General features: G+C 73.0%; 17 protein-coding genes. 9 read left to right on the top strand and 8 right to left on the bottom strand.

The features are described 5' to 3' along the window. Positions 1-20 precede the first annotated feature (20 nt). The gene (locus tag AC156L_RS24915; RefSeq protein ID WP_330877274.1) at positions 21-956 is read left to right on the top strand and encodes an AraC family transcriptional regulator; all 936 of its coding nucleotides are present in this window, start codon (positions 21-23) and stop codon (positions 954-956) included. On the opposite strand, the gene AC156L_RS24910 is transcribed toward AC156L_RS24915, so the two are convergent. Both AC156L_RS24910 and AC156L_RS24905 read right to left on the bottom strand, forming a co-directional pair. Beyond that, positions 953-1,336, bottom strand: coding sequence for a DUF5313 family protein (locus tag AC156L_RS24910; protein ID WP_330877273.1), 384 nt, complete (start codon positions 1,334-1,336; stop codon positions 953-955). The two genes, AC156L_RS24915 and AC156L_RS24910, sit on opposite strands and share 4 nt — an antisense overlap. Continuing rightward, positions 1,333-1,773: a MarR family winged helix-turn-helix transcriptional regulator gene (locus AC156L_RS24905; RefSeq protein ID WP_330877271.1), complete on the bottom strand. Its 441-nt coding sequence runs from the start codon at positions 1,771-1,773 to the stop codon at positions 1,333-1,335. Before AC156L_RS24905 ends, AC156L_RS24910 begins: the two co-directional genes overlap by 4 nt. Before the next feature lie 80 nt (positions 1,774-1,853). On the opposite strand from AC156L_RS24905, the gene AC156L_RS24900 reads away from it, so the two are divergent. Then, positions 1,854-2,372: a DUF2087 domain-containing protein gene (locus AC156L_RS24900; RefSeq protein WP_330877270.1), complete on the top strand. Its 519-nt coding sequence runs from the start codon at positions 1,854-1,856 to the stop codon at positions 2,370-2,372. Here the strand turns inward: AC156L_RS24900 and AC156L_RS24895 are convergent. After that, entirely contained in the window at positions 2,369-2,956 is a 588-nt protein-coding gene (locus AC156L_RS24895; protein ID WP_330877269.1) for a TetR/AcrR family transcriptional regulator, read from the bottom strand. The two genes, AC156L_RS24900 and AC156L_RS24895, sit on opposite strands and share 4 nt — an antisense overlap. A gap of 80 nt (positions 2,957-3,036) precedes the next feature. On the opposite strand from AC156L_RS24895, the gene AC156L_RS24890 reads away from it, so the two are divergent. After that, positions 3,037-4,215 (top strand): thiolase family protein, encoded by a 1,179-nt coding sequence (locus AC156L_RS24890; protein ID WP_330877268.1) that lies wholly within the window; start codon positions 3,037-3,039, stop codon positions 4,213-4,215. 49 nt (positions 4,216-4,264) lie between these two features. On the opposite strand, the gene AC156L_RS24885 is transcribed toward AC156L_RS24890, so the two are convergent. Further along, entirely contained in the window at positions 4,265-5,074 is an 810-nt protein-coding gene (locus AC156L_RS24885) for an alpha/beta fold hydrolase (RefSeq protein WP_330877267.1), read from the bottom strand. A 259-nt stretch (positions 5,075-5,333) separates the two neighbouring features. Here AC156L_RS24885 and hisG point away from each other — a divergent pair, with 259 nt between their 5' ends. Beyond that, positions 5,334-6,191 carry an ATP phosphoribosyltransferase gene (gene hisG, locus AC156L_RS24880; RefSeq protein ID WP_330877292.1) on the top strand — a complete coding sequence of 286 codons (858 nt, stop codon included), beginning with the start codon at positions 5,334-5,336 and terminating at the stop codon, positions 6,189-6,191. 7 nt (positions 6,192-6,198) lie between these two features. On the opposite strand, the gene AC156L_RS24875 is transcribed toward hisG, so the two are convergent. After that, the gene (locus tag AC156L_RS24875; RefSeq protein WP_484407306.1) at positions 6,199-6,759 is read right to left on the bottom strand and encodes a TIGR03086 family metal-binding protein; all 561 of its coding nucleotides are present in this window, start codon (positions 6,757-6,759) and stop codon (positions 6,199-6,201) included. Between the two features lie 96 nt (positions 6,760-6,855). Between AC156L_RS24875 and AC156L_RS24870 the strand changes: the two genes are divergently transcribed. The 3 genes from AC156L_RS24870 (at position 6,856) to AC156L_RS24860 (ending at position 9,777) form a co-directional block, all read left to right on the top strand. Next, positions 6,856-7,641: an AraC family transcriptional regulator gene (locus tag AC156L_RS24870; protein ID WP_330877265.1), complete on the top strand. Its 786-nt coding sequence runs from the start codon at positions 6,856-6,858 to the stop codon at positions 7,639-7,641. A gap of 77 nt (positions 7,642-7,718) precedes the next feature. Beyond that, positions 7,719-9,071, top strand: coding sequence for a carotenoid oxygenase family protein (locus AC156L_RS24865; RefSeq protein ID WP_330877264.1), 1,353 nt, complete (start codon positions 7,719-7,721; stop codon positions 9,069-9,071). A gap of 43 nt (positions 9,072-9,114) precedes the next feature. Beyond that, the gene (locus AC156L_RS24860) at positions 9,115-9,777 is read left to right on the top strand and encodes a response regulator transcription factor (RefSeq protein ID WP_330877263.1); all 663 of its coding nucleotides are present in this window, start codon (positions 9,115-9,117) and stop codon (positions 9,775-9,777) included. Here AC156L_RS24860 and AC156L_RS24855 read toward each other — a convergent pair whose 3' ends face one another. Continuing rightward, positions 9,778-10,779: a P1 family peptidase gene (locus AC156L_RS24855; protein ID WP_414719945.1), complete on the bottom strand. Its 1,002-nt coding sequence runs from the start codon at positions 10,777-10,779 to the stop codon at positions 9,778-9,780. A 665-nt stretch (positions 10,780-11,444) separates the two neighbouring features. Beyond that, positions 11,445-12,128 (bottom strand): 8-oxoguanine DNA glycosylase OGG fold protein, encoded by a 684-nt coding sequence (locus tag AC156L_RS24850; protein ID WP_330877261.1) that lies wholly within the window; start codon positions 12,126-12,128, stop codon positions 11,445-11,447. A 415-nt stretch (positions 12,129-12,543) separates the two neighbouring features. On the opposite strand from AC156L_RS24850, the gene AC156L_RS24845 reads away from it, so the two are divergent. Further along, positions 12,544-14,772 (top strand): RICIN domain-containing protein, encoded by a 2,229-nt coding sequence (locus AC156L_RS24845; RefSeq protein WP_414719940.1) that lies wholly within the window; start codon positions 12,544-12,546, stop codon positions 14,770-14,772. A gap of 149 nt (positions 14,773-14,921) precedes the next feature. Beyond that, the gene (locus AC156L_RS24840; RefSeq protein ID WP_330877260.1) at positions 14,922-16,124 is read left to right on the top strand and encodes an MFS transporter; all 1,203 of its coding nucleotides are present in this window, start codon (positions 14,922-14,924) and stop codon (positions 16,122-16,124) included. Between the two features lie 38 nt (positions 16,125-16,162). Here AC156L_RS24840 and AC156L_RS24835 read toward each other — a convergent pair whose 3' ends face one another. Next, the gene (locus AC156L_RS24835) at positions 16,163-16,933 is read right to left on the bottom strand and encodes a DUF1684 domain-containing protein (protein ID WP_484407305.1); all 771 of its coding nucleotides are present in this window, start codon (positions 16,931-16,933) and stop codon (positions 16,163-16,165) included. Positions 16,934-17,037: the final 104 nt, after the last annotated feature.

The following is a 17,037-nucleotide window of genomic DNA, read 5'->3' as shown; positions in this document are numbered from 1 at the left end:
CCTCCGTCTACGCTCGGGCCGTGGACGCGCTGGCGGGGTTGTTGGACGGGCCGCGGGCCAGGGGCGCGTTCCTGCTCCGCTCCGTGCTCGACCCGCCGTGGTCGATCCGCGTCCAGGACGAGGCCCCGCTGACCGTCGTCTCGGTGGTGCGCGGCCACGCCTGGATCGTGCCGCCCGGCGCGGCCGAGCCGGTGCCGCTGGTGGCGGGCGACGTCGCCGTGGTCCTCGGCCCCGAGCCGTACACCGTCGCCGACCACCCGGACACCGTGCCGCAGGCGGTCATCCACCCCGGCCAGCGCTGCGAGACGCCCGACGGCCGCGGCCTCGCCGCGAGCATGGGCCTCGGCGTCCGCACCTGGGGCACCAACCCCGACGGCGGCACGATGATGCTGACCGGCGCGTACCCGGTGCGCGGCGAGGTGAGCCGACGGCTGCTCGACGCGCTGCCGACGCTGCTGGTGCTGCGCGAGGACGAGTGGGACTGCCCGGTCGTCCCGCTGCTGGCGGCCGAGATCGCCAAGGACGAGCCTGGCCAGGAGGCCGTCCTGGACCGCCTGCTCGACCTGCTGCTGATCGCGGTGCTGCGCGCGTGGTTCGCCCGCGCCGACGCGCCCGCCTGGTACCGCGCGCTCGCCGATCCCGTGGTGGGACGGGCGGTCCGGCTGCTCCAGCACAACCCCGCGCACCCGTGGACGGTGGCGGGGCTGGCCGCCGAGGTGGGCGTGTCGCGGGCGGCGCTGGCCCGCCGGTTCACCGACCTCGTCGGCGAGCCTCCGATGGCGTTCCTGACCGGCTGGCGGCTGGCGCTGGCCGCGGACCTGCTGCGCGGCACGGACGCCACGGTCGGCGCGGTGGCCCGGCAGGTCGGGTACGGCAGCTCGTTCTCGCTGAGCACCGCGTTCAAGCGCGAACGGGGTGTCAGCCCGCAGGAGTACCGGACGGGCCGTCCGGGCTAGGAGCGCCAGGTCGCGTTGTAGCGGGCCTGCTGGTCGTCGTCGGTGCGCCGGGCGCGGGCCTCGCCCGCGGCTCCGTGGGGGTAGCCGTACTTCGTGATCCGGTTCTCGACGCTCTCGGCGGCGTAGGACAGGGAGAAGTAGACGCCGACGATGAGGCCCAGCGCGCCGCACGCCACGGCGAGGCCGATCGGGGAACCCAGCAGCACCACCAGGAGCACGCCGATCACCAGGCTCAGCGGCAGGACCTGGAGCAGCGAGCGGGCGGTGAAGTGGAGCAGCCAGTTCGGGCGCGTGACGTTGTGGAACACCCACTCGCGGTGGCCCTGCGGCAGGCGGCCCCCCAGGTAGTACCAGAGGCGGAGGACGGGGTTCGGCTTCACGGCTGCTCCTGGTGTGCGGCGGCGATGACGCGGGTCAGCGAGCTGTGCAGGGTGCGCAGCTCGTCCAGGCTCATGCCGAGCCTGCCGACGATCGCGGGCGGGATCCCGAGCGCCTCGTCGCGCAGGGCGCGGCCCGCGGCGGTGAGGGTGACCGCCAGCGCGCGCTCGTCGGCGCGGTCGCGCTCGCGGGTGACGTACCCGGCCGACTCCAGTCGCTTCAGCAGCGGGGAGAGGGTGCCGGGGTCGAGCTTGAGCAGGGAGCACAGCTCCCTGCCGGACAGCGGGTCCCGCTGCCACAGGGCCAGCATCACCAGGTACTGCGGGTGGGTGAGGCCCATGGGTTCCAGCAGCGGCTTGTAGACGGCCACGACGCCGCGGGCGGCGATCGAGAGCGCGAAGCAGACCTGGTTCTCCAGGGCCAGCGGGTCCTCCTCCATGTGCTTAGTGTACCAATCATTGGTGCACCAACTGATTATTCGACTGTGTGCTTCGTCATGGATCGGGTTAGGTGGGAGCCGTGACCCCCGAACACCTCGTCGGCCTCCTGGCCGAACCGGAACGCCTCCGCGTCGTGGCCGCCGTCGTGCTGGGCGCCCGCTCGCCCGCGGAGATCGCCGCGGCGGCGGACCTCGACGTCCGGGTGGTGCTCAAGGCGTTGCGGCGGCTGGAGTCGGGCGGTCTGGTCGCGTCCGGCCCCTCCGGGGTCGTGCTGCACGCCGAGCTGTTCAAGGAGGTCGCGAGCGCGGCCACCGCGGCTCCGCCCGAGCACGAGGACCAGGTGCTGCGGGCGTTCGTGCGGGGTGGGCGGCTGGTGCGGTTCCCGTCGGCGGGGTCCAAGCGGCTGACCGTGCTGGAGCACGTGGCGCAGACGTTCGAGCCGGGGCGCAGGTACCCGGAGTCGGAGGTGAACGCCGCGCTGCGGGCCTGGTGCGAGGGCGGCGAGGCCGACCACATCTCGCTGCGCCGGTACCTGATCGACGCGGGCCTGCTGAGCAGGGACGCCGGGCTGTACTGGCGCTCCGGCGGCCCGGTCTAGCCCCGGCGGATCCCGTCGAAGGCCATGTGGCACACGGTGTCGGCCAGTTCGGTGTGGTCGGAGCCGCGGCGCGGGCGGTACCACTCGGTCAGCGAGTTCACCATGCCGAAGAGGAGCCGGGCGACCGTCGCCGGGTCGAGCCCCTCCCGCACGTCGCCCTCGGCCTCCGCCTGCTTCACCAGGTCGGTGATGAGGTGGTCGAACTCGCGGCGCCGGGCCAGCGCGGTCCGCTCCACCTTCGTGTTGCCCCGCACGCGGAGCAGCAGCGTGACGAAAGGCAGCTGCCGCACCAGGACGGCGACGCTGCCGCGCAGCACGTGCTCCAGGCGGTCGATCGCCCGGCCGGGGACGTCGTCCACCTCGGCCACGACCGCGAACAGGCCGTCCAGCGCGCGGTCCACGGCCAGCCGGAGGAGCTCGTCCTTGCTGGGCACGTGGTAGTAGATCGCGGACTTCGTGATGCCGAGCTTGCGGGCCAGGTCCTCCATGCTGGTGCCGTCGTAGCCGCGCTCGTTGAACAGCTTCACGGCCACCAGGAGGAGGGACTCCAGGTCGTAGCCCGGACGGCCGCGCTTCGTGGTCATGGCGGCATTGTCGCCCACCTCTCGTTTCCTGACCGAACGGACGGTGGATAATGGAGGTCCTGCCGAGGAAGGGAACCCTGATGCCCGAGGTGTACCTGGTCGACGGAGTCCGCACCGCCCAAGGCCGCTACGGGGGTGCGCTGGCGGGCGTCCGGCCGGACGACCTGGCCGGGCTCGTGGTCGCCGAGGTGCTGCGGCGGGCGGGCCTGCCCGGCGGCGCGGTGGACGAGGTGGTCCTCGGGGCCGCCAACCAGGCCGGTGAGGACAACCGGAACGTCGCCCGCATGGCCGTGCTGCTCGCGGGCCTGCCCGTCGAGGTCCCCGGCTACACCGTGAACCGGCTGTGCGCGAGCGGCCTCACCGCCGTGGCCACCGCCGCGCAGGCGATCCGCTCCGGCGAGGCCGACGTGGTCGTCGCGGGCGGCGTGGAGTCGATGACCCGCGCCCCGTGGGTGATGGCCAAGCCCGGCACGCCGTGGGCCAAGCCCGGCGAGGTGTCGGACACGTCCCTGGGCTGGCGGTTCACGAACCCCCGGTTCGACCCCGACACGACGCTGACGATGGGGGAGACGGCAGAGGAGGTCGCCGCGCTCGACGGGATCACCCGCGAGGACTCCGACGCGTTCTCCCTGCGCAGCCACGAACGGGCGGTCGCGGCCGTCGACGCGGGCCGCTTCGACGCCGAGATCGTGCCGGTCCCGGTGAAGGGCGGCGAGTTCGCCGTCGACGAGGGGCCGCGACGCGGTGGTTCGCTGGAGAAGCTCGCCTCGCTGAGGACCGTGTTCCGGGACGGCGGTGTGGTCACGGCGGGGTCGTCGTCGCCGCTGTCCGACGGCGCCGCGGCGCTGGTGCTGGCGAGCGAGGACGCCGTCCGCGAGCACGGGCTCACGCCCCGCGCCCGCGTGGTGGCGGGCGCGAGCGCGGGCGTGTCGCCGCACGTGATGGGGCTGGGACCGGTCCCGGCCACGGAGAAGGTGCTCGCGCGGGTCGGCTGGGCCGTCGACTCGCTCGACGCCGTGGAGCTGAACGAGGCGTTCGCCGTCCAGAGCCTGGCCGTGGTGCGGCGGTTGAAGCTGGACGAGGAGCGGGTGAACGCCGACGGCGGGGCCATCGCGCTGGGCCACCCGCTCGGCGCGTCCGGCGCGCGCCTGGTGGTGACCCTGCTCGGGCGGCTGGAGCGCGAGGGCGGCACGCGCGGGCTCGCCACGCTCTGCGTCGGCGTCGGCCAGGGCGTGTCCCTGCTGGTGGAACGGGTCTAGCGCAGCGGGCCGCCGTCCCCCGGACCGGGGAACGGCGGCCCGCGTGCGGTCAGCGGGCGGCGCGGACGATCAGGTCCGCCACCTCCGAGGGCCGGGAGACGGTGACCGCGTGCGAGGCGCCGCGCAGTTCGACCACGCCGCGGGCGTCGGCGCGCTCCGCCATGAACCGCTGGGCCTCCAGCGGGATGTTCTTGTCCGCGGTCGGGATCAGGAACCAGGACGGGATGGCGCGCCACGCCGGTGCGCCCGCGGCGCCGGACAGCGCGGCGTCCCGGACCGGGCGCTGGGTCGCGGCCATCAGCGCCGCCTCCTGCCGGGGCACGTCGGCGGCGAACTGCTCGCGGAACAGCTCCTGCTTGATCGTCAGGTCGTTGGTGCCGTCGCCGAGCGGGATCGGGTTCAGCGTCGGGGGCAGCGTGCTGCCGGGGAACTCGCCGGTCAGGTCGAGCGCCGACTCACCGGCCTCCGGGGCGAACGCGGCGATGTAGGCGAGGGACCTGACGTTCGGGTTGCCCGTCGCCGCGCCGGAGATGACCAGGCCGCCGTAGGAGTGCCCGGCGAGCACGACCGGCCCCCGCACGCCCGCCAGCACCGCCCTGAGGTAGGCGACGTCGGTGTCCAGCGAGCGCAGCGGGTTGGCGACGGCGACCACCGGGTAGCCGCGGTCGCGCAGCCGGGACACGACGCCGTTCCAGCTCGACGACTCGGCGAACGCGCCGTGCACGAGGACCACGGTGGGTTTGGGTCCGCCGGGGCGTTCGGCGCTCGCGGTGTCGGCCGCGGCGAACGAGAGCGGCAGGGCGGTCGCGACCAGGCCCGCCACCAGTGCCAGTGCCGCGGTGAGGGTGAACGTGCGCATCGGGGTCCTCCGTGGGATGTCGGTGCAACTGCCTTGTGCACAACTTACTTTGACACGAGGAAAGCTAGCACGAGGTACCCGGTGGAGCGCAATCCCCGTCTCAGCAGGCCGTCCCCGCGCCCGGCCGGTGCGCGCCGTTCTGCCTGTTCCGCGAGCACCGGGTGCGGAGCGTGAGGTGCCCGCCACGTCCCGGCGGCACGAACGTGGTGCCTTGATTGTGGAATGGCGGAGGCCTTGTGCGACCATTGCGATCATGACTCTGCTTCGTGTCGCAGTGCCGAACAAGGGTTCTTTGAGTGGCGCTGCCATGCAGTTGCTGACCGATGCGGGTTATCAACTGCACCGCAACAATCGCGAGCTTTCGATGCTCGACCTCGCGCACGGGGTGGAATTCTTCTTCCAGCGCCCGAAGGACATCGCCGTCTACGTGGGAAGTGGTGCGCTCAACGTCGGCATCACCGGTCGGGATCTCCTGCACGACTCGGGTGCCGCCGCCAAGGAAATCCTTCCCCTCGGATTCGCCAAGTCGAAGTTCCGGTTCGCCGCCAAGCCGGGGGAGGTCTCCGAGGTCGCCGCGCTCGACGGGCGCAAGGTGGCGACGAGCTACCCGACCCTGGTCGGGAAGTACCTGGTGGGACTGGGTGTGAGCGCGCACCTGGTCAAGCTGGAGGGCGCCGTGGAGAACGCGGTCGCCCTCGGCCTCGCCGACGCCGTCGCCGACGTCGTCGAGACCGGGACCTCCCTGCGCAACGCCGGTTTGGAGGCGTTCGGCGATCCCGTCCTCGCCTCGGAAGCGGTCCTCGTCCGCACCGAGGGGCGAAAGTTGTCACCCGAGTTGGAGACCGCCGTAGAAGTGCTGGTGCAGCGCTTGCAAGGCGTGCTGCACGCCCGTGAATTCGTGTTGATCGATTACGTGTGCCGCACGGACGTGGTCGACCGGGCGTGCGAATTGACCCCTGGCCGCGAATCCCCGACCTTGTCGCCCCTGGCGAAAGAAGGATGGGTCGCGGTGCGTTCCCTGGTGGAGCGGCGTGGAATTCAGCGGCTCATGGACGAGCTGATGAACATCGGCGCCGAGGCGATTCTCGTGACGAAATTGGAAGCCTGCCGGATCTGACACGGTGTTACGGCTTCCACCGCGGATCGCGCCCGGTCAACCCGAGCACCCGGTCCACGGTGGGCGCCCCGTCGGGCACGACGACCTCCGCGCCGTACACCCCCATGGCGCGGCCCTGGTCCGCGGTCTTCGCCACCTCGCCGAGGGCGAACCCCAGGACGTCGTCGTCCCACTCCGGCCGCTGCCCGCTCGCCCGGCCGAGGTCCCAGCCGTGCACCAGCAGCTCCACCAGCACCATCCCGCCGACCAGGTCGGCGGGCATCTCCGTCGGGCCGCCCATGTGCGTCGTGCCCTCCCACGCGGCGTCGTCGCCCCACGCGGCGGCGACGTCCTCGACCTGCGCCGCCACCCGCTCCGCCCAGTCGTCGCCGACGCGCACGCCCTCCAGCGGCGGCACGGCCTCCCCGCGTCCCGCGCCCGCCAGCGACGGCCCCCAGGTGAGCAGGTGCCCGAGCAGCGCGCGCACGTCGAACTCCGCGCACGGCGTCGGCGCGTCCAGGTCGCGCACGCTGCGCAGCACGCCGATCGTCGTCGCCGCGGTGCTCCCGACCAGTCGTCCCCGTGCCATGTCCGTGCTCCCCACTGGCGTGTTCCCGTTGTGCCGCCACGGTAGGAGCGCGCCGCGGCGCTGTCTTGGACGAACGCGACACGTAGGATCCCCACCGTGGCGGAGCGGGACGTGCGGGAGGTCGGCGGTGCGTGGGCGGACTTCCAGGTCCACTCGTTCCCCGAGCCCGCCGCCGACCTGGCGTCCTTCGTGGACCACTTCTGGGCCGTCTCCTGGGACCTGGGCGACCAACCGCCGTACCGGCAGCTGGTCGTGCCGAACCCGACCGTGCAGCTGTCCTTCCCGAACGGTGCCGCGCAGGTGCACGGCGTCGGCCGCCGGTCCGGCCACAAGGTGCTGGCGGGCGCGGGCCGGGTGTTCGGCGTGGCGTTCCGGCCCGGCTGCTTCCGGCCGTTCCTCGGCCGGTCCGTGTCCACGATCACGGGCCGGGTCCTGCCCGCCGCCGAGGTGTTCGGCCCGGTTCCCGCTCGCGCCGTGCTGGAGGCCGAGGACGCCGGGGAACAGGCGCGGATCGTCGAGGGGTTCCTGCGCTCCGCGTGGCCCGCGCCCGATCCGGCGGCCGAGCACGTGGCGTCGGTGGTCGCGCTGGTGGCCGGTGATCCCGGCCTCACCAGGGTCTCCGACCTGGCCGAGCGCCTCGGCACCCACGTCCGATCTGTGCAGCGGCTGTTCGCCGAGTACGTTGGCGTGGGCCCGAAGTGGGTGATCCGCCGGTACCGGCTCCGCGAGGTGACGGACAGGATGGCTCGTTCGGCGGCGGTCGACTGGGCCGGGGTGGCCGCGGAACTGGGCTACTCGGACCAAGCCCACCTGGCCCGCGACTTCACCGCCATGATCGGTGAGTCACCAACCCGTTACGCGGCGCGGTATCCCGCACCCTGACGTGCCCGCTTGCTTGACTAACCGAATAACAACGGTGTTCCATAACGAGGTTTCCACCAACCGGGAGTAGGTCTGCCATGCACGGGGTGCAAGACGGGATGGCCGTGGACGTTCCCGCACCCGTCCTCCCCGTCGAGGGCGCTGTGCCGAACTGGCTCTCGGGCACCCTCCTGCGCACCGGCCCCGCCACCTCGCCGTCGGCGTTCCGCAACTGGCTCGGCGGCCCGTCGGCGTTGCACCGCTTCGGTTTCGGCGGCGGAGCGGTGGCCTACCGGTCGGTCTCGCCCGACGGCGTGCCCACCCCGCGCGACCGTGGCCGCATCGACTTCGCCGGGTTCACCGCGGACCCGTGCCGCTCGCTGTTCTCCCGCTTCCTGACCCGGTACCGGATCGCTCCCAACGCCGCCGCGAACGTGCTGTCGCTCGCCGACCGCCAGTGGGCCCGCCACGACACCCCGATCGCGGTCGACTTCGACCCCGGCGTGCTCGACGGCGTCGGCATCGCGGGCGGCCTGCCGACGGCCGTGCCCAGCGCGCACCCGCACCACGCGCCGCTCACCGGCGACGTGCTCGACTACGTCCTGCGCTTCGGCGAGCGCAGCGAGTACCGCATCCACCGCAGGCGCCCCGGCAGCAGGGTCAGGGAGCTGCTGGTGGCCGTGCCGACCGAGAACCCCGGCTACCTGCACAGCTTCGCGGTCACCGACAGGTTCGTCGTGCTGGTCGAGTACCCGTACGTCGTGGACCCGCGCCACCCGCTCGCGCCCGGCAGGCCGTTCATCTCCAACCACCGCTGGCGCCCCGAACTCGGCACCCGGTTCATCGTGGTCGACCAGGCCGACGGCCGGATCGTCGCGGACCACCGCACCGAGGCGTTCTTCGCCTTCCACCACATCAACGCCCGCGACGCGGGCCACCGCGTGGTGCTGGACATCTGCTCCTACCCCAACGCCGACCCGGTCAACGCGCCCCGGCCCTCCCGCTGGCGCGGCGAACTGCCCCTCGCGCTGCCGACCCGCTACGAGATCGACCTGCTCGGCGGCGTGGTGCACACCCGCCGCCTGGCGAGCGAGGCGTTCGAGCTGCCCCGCATCTCCTACCGCGCGCACAACGGCGGCGACTACCGGTTCGCCTACGGCGTCGGCGTCCGGGACGCGCGCGGCGGCTCGGTGTTCGACAGCCTGGTGAAGATCGACGTGCACTCGGGCGACACGTGCGTGTGGCACGAACCCGGCCAGCACCCCGGCGAGCCCGTGTTCGTGCCCTCGCCGACGGCCCGGCACGAGGACGACGGCGTGCTGCTGTCCGTCGTGCTGGACGGCCGCGACGGCCGGGCGGGGATGGTCGTGCTGGACGCCAGGACGTTCGACGAGCTGGCCCGCGTCGGCGTGCCGCACCACGGGGACGCCGCGGTCTACACGGCGAGCTGACCGCCGCGCGCTCCGCCCGCCGGGGTGGCGCTAGGGTCTGCGCGTGATCCGGGTGGTGGTGTGCGACGACCAGGAACTGGTGCGCACCGGTTATGCGACGATCTTCGGTGCCCAGCCCGACATCGAGGTGGTCGGCGAGGCCGCCGACGGCCGCGCGGCGGTCGACCTGGTCCGCGAGGTGCGGCCCGACGTCGTCGTGATGGACATCCGGATGCCCGTGCTGGACGGCATCGAGGCGACCCGGCGGCTCGCGGGCGAGGGTGTGGCCGAACCGGTGAAGGTGCTGGTGGTGACCACCTTCACCCTCGACGAGTACGTGTACGAGGCGCTGCGGGCCGGGGCGAGCGGGTTCCTGCTCAAGGACGCGGCGCCCGCGGACCTGATCGCGGGCATCCGCACGGTCGCCGGGGGAGACTCCCTGCTGGCGCCCGCCGTGACGCGGACCCTCATCGGCCGGTTCGCGTCCCGCGTCCAGCCGACCACGCCGGACCCCGAGCACCCGCTGACGCCGCGCGAGCTGGAGGTCCTGAAGCTGATCGCCGAGGGCCTGTCCAACGCGGAGATCGCGGCGGCGCTGGTGATCAGCCACGAGACCGTGAAGACCTACGTGTCGCGCCTGCTGGCCAAGCTGGGCCTGCGCGACCGGGTCCACGCGGTCGTCTTCGCCCACCGCGCGGGCCTGGTCCCCGGCGCGGTCCACCCCTGACTAGCGCCGGTACCCGGCCGCCGTCCTCGGGTACCGCTCCCGGTACGCCACCAGGTGCCCGGCGGTCGTCGTGACCGACTCCGCGGCCAGCAGCCCGTGCACCAGCGCCCGCGCGAACACCTCGGCCGCCGCCGCGACGACCGCCTCGGGGTCGGTCTCCGCCGTGCCGGTGGACACCGAGAACACCGTGTCGCCGTCGAACAGGCCGTGGGCGGGCCGCACGGCCAGCGCCAGGCCGTCCTGGCCCGCGTTCGCCAGCCGGTACAGGTCGGAGGGGGAGAGGCGGGCGGTGGTGGCCACGACGCCGATGACCGTGTTGAGCGGGTTGCCGCCCGTCGGGGGCGGCTCGGTCGGTTCGTCACCCCCGGCGGCGGGGAACTCCCGCCAGCCGACGGGTTCGCCGTCGCGGAGGCGGCCCGCCGCACCCAGGGACAGACCGTGGGGCAGCCCGGTGGTGTGGTCCACGGACGATCCGACGGCGTTCAGCGCGGCCAGCGCGGCGACGACCGTGCCGTCCGGCAGCACCGCGCTGGCGGTGCCGAGCCCGCCCTTGAGGTCGGCGTTCACCGCACCGGCGCCCGCTCCGACGTTGCCGCAGCCGAAGGACGCCGCCGTCGCCGCCGACGCGGCCTCCACGCCGAACGCGGGCGTGGGCCGGAGCGCGAAGTCGCCGCCGCGGCCGAGGTCGAAGAGCGCGGCGGCGGGCACCAGCGGGTCGTCGGTGCCCAGCCACGCCTGCACGCCGTCGGCCGCCGCCAGCCCGTACGAGCTGCCGCCGGTGAGCACGATCGCCGGTACGGCGCGCCCGCCGTACCGGGGGTCCAGCGCCGCCGTCTCACGGGTCGCGGGCGCCCCGCCCCGGACGTCCACCGTCGCCAGCGAACCCTCCGGCAGCAGGACCACGGTGGTCCCGGTCAGCGCCCCTCCGCCGGTCCTGGTGGCGTTGCCGACCCTGATGCCCGGCACGTCGGTGATCGCGTTGTGCTCGCCCGCGGTGACCATCGCGGGATCGTACTTCGTCAACAGCGGCGAACCGTGGACCACATCTTCTCCCTGATGCGCGCCACTGGCTGTCACCCGTGCGCCACCGGCCGAAGGGGACCCGCCCGAGGTCCGGTCCACTCGCTTTCACCTCCCTCTCCGGCGCCCGCGCAGGGAAAGCGTGTGCCTGACCAGTTCGGGGGTGAGCCGGTCGCCAGGCCTTCGAGGAGTTCGGATCGGATCTCGTCGACGGCGACCTCGCCGACCCGGCCCTGGCGTCCGCGCGCGGCGCAGCCCCACCCTCGTCGATCGTGACGAGCGCCGGCGCGACGGCGGTGCCCGCGCGGGCAGGGCCGTCGAGGGCGGTCCGCGCCGAGGCCGGGTCGGTGTGGACGACGCGCCGGGAGAACGTGCTCGGCATCGAATGCCCCGCGGGGTTGGTCGTGGTCGGTGAAGCGCGGATTCGCTTTCCGGAACACGACCACCCGGCGGAAACAGGGAATGGAGAACCACTTGTCGACCCTATTCGCAACCACCTGGGACACGAACCTCCACGAATGGAGTACGAATGGGCGATAAAACCGCCTCCGGTGAACCGTTCACCGTTCGGTCGCGCACTGCGTCCGGCCCGGTCCGGAGAAAGGACCGGGCGGGGACGGCGCGGATCGCGGTGGACCGGAACGGCGTCAGGCGCGGCCGAGCGCCTGCCCGGCCGCGGCCAGGGTGCGCTCCACGAGGTCGGTCGCCGTGCCCGGCGCCCAGCGCTCCGCCCACTCCCGCGCGTAGCGGAGGTAGTCGCCGTACTGCTCGGTCGACCACGGTCCGTCCGGGCTCCAGTTCGAGCCGCGCAGGGCGTTCACGCCCACCGTGACGTGCTGGTCCAGGATCAGCGGGCCGCCCGCCACCGGGTCGTACGCGCCGAAGTGCAGCACCCGGCCTCCGTCGGCCGCGCCGAGCCGGGCGAGCGCGTGATCGCCCCGGCGGGCGAGGGTCGCGTACCCCGCGACGGCGCCGTCGGCACGGGCCGTGCGCACCGCGTGGGCGAGGTTGGCGCCGACGGTGCCGGGGTTCGCGTCGAAGACCGAGCCCAGCTTGGCGGCGTTGCGCCGCTTCGTGCCGACGGCCCAGACCTGCGTCGCGACCAGGGTGTGGACCGCGCCCAGCTCGTCGTCGGCGCGCTCCCCGATGGCGAACAGGACGCGCCGGTCGACGGTGGTGCGGTCGTCCAGCTCGGAGGGCCAGCAGGCCCGGTCGGGCAGGTAGCCGAGCCAGTGGTCCTTCACGAACCCGACCGACTGGTCCAGCAGGTAGGCGCTGTCGCGAGCGGGAGGGGTGCCGCGGAAGACGGTCTCGAACGCGAGGGTGGCCACCGGCGCATCCTATGGACCGGTTTTCCCGCCCGTCGCCGCGGTCGCCGGGAGAACATGCTTCAAGACTTAGTTTAAGTGATGTATTGACACCTGGCGGTAACAGTCATAACGTCCTGAACCACGCAGGAGGGAGCCCCGGTGAGCAGAACCGACGTCGATGCACGACATCGACATCGGCGGAAACCCGAGGCCGGCGAGAGTCGGTAGTCTCGCCTTTTCGGAGCCGCGCGGCCATCGTCGAACAACGCTCTGACGTCCCCCGGCGAACAATCCACCCTGCCTGATCACCGTTCGACGGAACTCCGGCGCGCGCACCCCTGCCACCGGCCCCCCGCGTCCTCCGCGCGAGGTGGCCGATCGCCTCCGCGCGCGTTGGCGACGACGCCGCGCAGCGCGGCCGAGGAGGGTTTCCCCAGTGCTCCCACGTCCCCAGTCCCGCGTGCCGCGCGGTCGCCGAACGGCGCTCGCCGCCGTGCTGGCGATCATCGCGGGCACGATCACGGCCCTGGCCGCCGCTCCCGCCGCGAACGCGGCGGTCGACCCCGGCACCTGGTACACGGTCGTGAACCAGGGCAGCGGCAAGTGCGTCGACGCGCGTGCCGCCGCGACCGCCAACGGCACCGCGGTCCAGCAGTACACCTGCAACAGCAGCAGCGCCCAGCAGTGGCAGTTCCAGCCCACCAGCGGCGGGTTCAGCAGGATCAACGCCCGCGACAACTCCGCGCAGGTGCTCGACGTGGCGGACGTGTCCACCGCCGACGGTGGACTGATCCACCTGTGGACCTATGGTGGTGGCAACAACCAGCAGTGGCAGGCGGTCGAGCAGGCAGGTGGTTCGTACCGCTTCGTCAGCAGGCTGAGCGGGAAGTGCCTCGACGTGCCGAGCGCGTCCACGGCGGACAGCGTGCAGCTCCAGCAGTACACCTGCAACGGGTCGGGCGCGCAGACGTTCAGCCTCGTCCCCGCAGGAGGTACCACGCCCGTGCCCGGCCAGCCCGACTTCGGCCCGAACGCCATCATCTTCGACCCGTCGATGTCGGCCGCGAGCATCCAGAGCAGGGTCGACCAGGTCTTCGCGCAGCAGGAGCGCAACCAGTTCGGCACGCAGCGGTACGCGCTGATGTTCAAGCCGGGCACGTACAACGCGAACGTGAACGTGGGCTTCTACACCCACGTCCTCGGTCTCGGCATGTCGCCGGACAGCGTGAACGTCAACGGCTCGGTGCACGTCGAGGCCGACTGGTTCCAGGGCAACGCGACGCAGAACTTCTGGCGCGCGGCGGAGAACCTGTCGGTCACCCCGACCGGCGGCACCGACCGCTGGGCCGTCTCGCAGGCCGCGCCGTACCGCCGCATGCACGTCCGCGGCAACCTCCAGCTCGACGACGGAGGCTGGTCCAGCGGCGGCCTGCTGGCCGACAGCAAGATCGACGGACAGGTCCGCTCCGGCTCGCAGCAGCAGTGGCTGACCCGCAACAGCGACATGGGCAGCTGGACCGGGTCCAACTGGAACATGGTGTTCGTCGGCGCGACCAACGCCCCCGCGGGCACCTTCCCCAACCCGCCGTACACGCGGGTCAACCAGACCCCGCAGGTCCGCGAGAAGCCGTTCCTCAACATCGACGCGGCGGGCGGCTACAACGTCTTCGTCCCCGCGCTGCGGAACAACTCCGCGGGCGCGAGCTGGACGAACGGCACCCCCGCCGGCCAGAACCTGCCCATCAGCCAGTTCTTCGTGGCCAAGCCGGGCACCTCGGCGAGCGCCATCAACGCCGCGCTCGCCGCGGGCAAGGACCTGATCTTCGGACCGGGTGTGCACCGCTTGAACGAGACGATCCGCGTCACCCGTCCGGACACCGTCGTGCTCGGCCTCGGCCTGGCGACGCTGATCCCGGAGAACGGCGTCACCGCGATGACCGTCGCGGACGTCGACGGCGTCAAGATCGCGGGCATCCTGGTCGACGCGGGCACCACGAACTCCAACCTGCTGATGGAGATCGGCCCCGCGGGCTCCAGCGCGAACCACTCGGCCAACCCGACGTCGCTGAACGACGTGTTCTTCCGGGTCGGCGGCGCGGTCGTCGGGCGGGCCACGACGAACCTCGTCATCAACAGCGACAACGTCATCGGCGACCACCTGTGGATCTGGCGCGGTGACCACGGCGACAGCACGGGCAACGGGGTGGGCTGGACCGTCAACACCTCGGACACCGGGCTGATCGTCAACGGCGACAACGTGACGATGTACGGCCTGTTCGTCGAGCACTACCAGAAGTACCAGACCATCTGGAACGGCAACGGCGGCAAGACGTACTTCTACCAGAACGAGATGCCGTACGACCCGCCGAACCAGGCGGCCTACATGAACGGCTCCACGCAGGGCTACGCGGCGTACAAGGTCGCGAACTCGGTCACCAGCCACGAGGTCTGGGGATTCGGCAGCTACTGCTTCTTCAACGTCAACCCGAGCGTGGTGAACGCCCGCGCGATCGAGACGCCCAACCACCCGAACGTGCGCTTCCACAACATGGTGACCGTCTCGCTCGGCGGCAACCAGGGCACGATCCGCAACATCGTCAACACCACCGGTGGGACGGTGGGCCCCGGCAACGCGACGGTCGCGAACCTGGTCAGCTACCCGTAGCACGTCCTCGCGTCCCCGAGGCGCCGTCCGGCTTCCGCCGGGCGGCGCCTCGGGGTTTCCCGGAAGGGGAAACAGCGGGCAACGGGCGGCGACCCGGAACCGTCGTACCCCGGAGGTACGTTCGGGTCCCCCTACCGGACGAGGCTCCCATGACCGCCACGACAACGGATCCGCCCGTGCCGGGCGACCTGCGGATGGCCCGCGCGCTCGGGCCGGTCCTGCTCGCCTCGGCCGTCGGCCTGCTGCCGTTCACCGTGTTCAGCACGTTCCTGGTGCCGATCGCGGAGGAGGCTGGCAGCGGCGTGGCCGCGCTGGGCAGCCTGCGCGGGCTCGGCGGCCTGGCCGCGCTGGCCGTGGGCGCGGCCGTGGCGCCGCTGCTCGACCGGCTGCCCAAGCGGCACGTGGCGGCGGCCGGTCTGGCGCTGCTCGGCCTGTCCTCGCTGCTCGGCGCGACCGGTCACTTCGTCGCCTGGGTGGCGTTCGCGCTGCTCGTCGGCGCGGGCACGTCCGTGCTGGCGCCCGCCACGGCGGCGATGGCGGCCGACCGGTTCGGCGACGGCCCCGCCGCGGGCCGCGCGGCCACGCTCGTCACGGCGACGCAGTCGCTGACGGCGATGCTCGCCGCGCCGCTGGTCGCCGCGCCCGCGCTGCTGTGGGGCTGGCAGGGCGACCTGGTGGCCGTCTCGGTGATCTCGTTCGCGCTCGCCGCGCTGTTCCGCGCGCGCCGAGGCCCCGTGCTCGCCCCGAGACCGCGGATCGGTTACCTGGAGTCGTTGCGCGCCTTGGGCTCCGTGCCCGGTGCCGTGCCGCTGCTGGCCGTCGCCCTGCTGCGCACCGCGGCGTTCATGGGCTACCTGTCGTACCTGGCCGCGTTCTACGGCGAGCGCTTCTCGTTGTCCCCCGGCGTGTTCGCGCTCGTGTGGACGCTCAGCGGCGGCTCGTTCTTCGTCGGCAACCTGTTCGCGGGCCGGTTCACCAACGCCGCCGCGGAGGGCCGGAGGACCGAGCGGGTCATGGTGGTGTGCCTCGTGGTCGCGCTCGGCGCCGTCGTCGGCTTCTACTTCGCGCCCACCCTGCCGCTCGCGCTGGCGCTGACGGTGCTGCTCGGCGCCGGCCACGCGGGCGTCGCGGCCTGCGTGACGACCCTGCTGGTGCGCCGGTGCGGCCCGCTGCGCGGCTCGGCGCTCGGGATCAACGCGGCGGGCATGAGCCTGGGCGTCTTCGTCGGCTCGGCGCTCGGCGGGCTCGGTCTCGGCCTCGCGGGCTATCCGGGCACCGCGGCGGTCCTGGGCGGGCTGACGCTCGCGGCGGTGGTCTCGGCCTCGCGCGTGCGCTCAGTGGCTTCAGTGTAGACCGAAACCAACCGCGAGGCGCTCGGGTGAGCGACGGCCTAGGCGGGGGTGCGCTCGCCCGCCTCGACGGCGACCGTGACGACGTTGCCCTCCGGCGGCTCGGGGCACGTGCCGTAGGGGGAGAAGGAGAAGGGCATGTTGGTGGCGCGGTTGAAGTCCAGCACCGCGCGCCCGTCGACCAGCGGGCCCGACAGGGAGCGCCACGGAGCCGTGGACGTGCCGCTGGTGGCGTCGCTGAACCGGACGTTCACGCTGTCGCCGTCGACCGACGCGGCGAGTTCCTGCTCGACCCCGCCGAGGGTGAACACCAGTACGCCGTCCACGGTGGTCTCCTGCTCCAGACCGGCCTGGGCCGAGCCGACGACCACCGTCCGCGGCACCTCGTAGGGGCGGAACTCGGCGTCGACGACGAACTCGGGCCGCACGTCGAACGCGGGCACCCCGGTGAACGCCAACCGGGTGGGGGAGTTCGGGTCGCGGGGCCGCAGCGCGTACCGGCCGGACCGCAGGGCGACCTCCACCCGCACGTCGCCGTAGGAGGCGAAGAGCTCCGAGCCCTGCTCGGCCACCTCGACCGACGCCGTCCCGTCGAGCACCGCGCCGTCGACCACCAGGCCTTCGGCGGCGGCAGCGCTCACCTGGGCGCGGCCACCGGCGACGGTCCACTCGCCGGGCACCCCTGGGAACCGCCGGGGCGACTCGTCCAGCCACAGCAGCCCGGTCAGGCTCAGCCACCCGTGGGGTTGCCGGAGCACGGCCTCGCGTCGGTGGTGCCACTCGGTCCAGTCGGCCTGAAGATCCGCGGTCATGCCGGGGGAACGCCCGCGACCGCGACGGGGATCCCACCAGCCGGGGAGTGAGAGAAATCCCACCCCGGACGCCGCGCGCGGGGGTGCGGTCGACGCCCCCCCCC

The sequence above is a fragment of the Umezawaea sp. genome (genome assembly GCF_057122925.1).
Note: the sequence above shows the minus strand (reverse complement) of the source record. Positions and strands in the feature narration are given on the sequence as shown.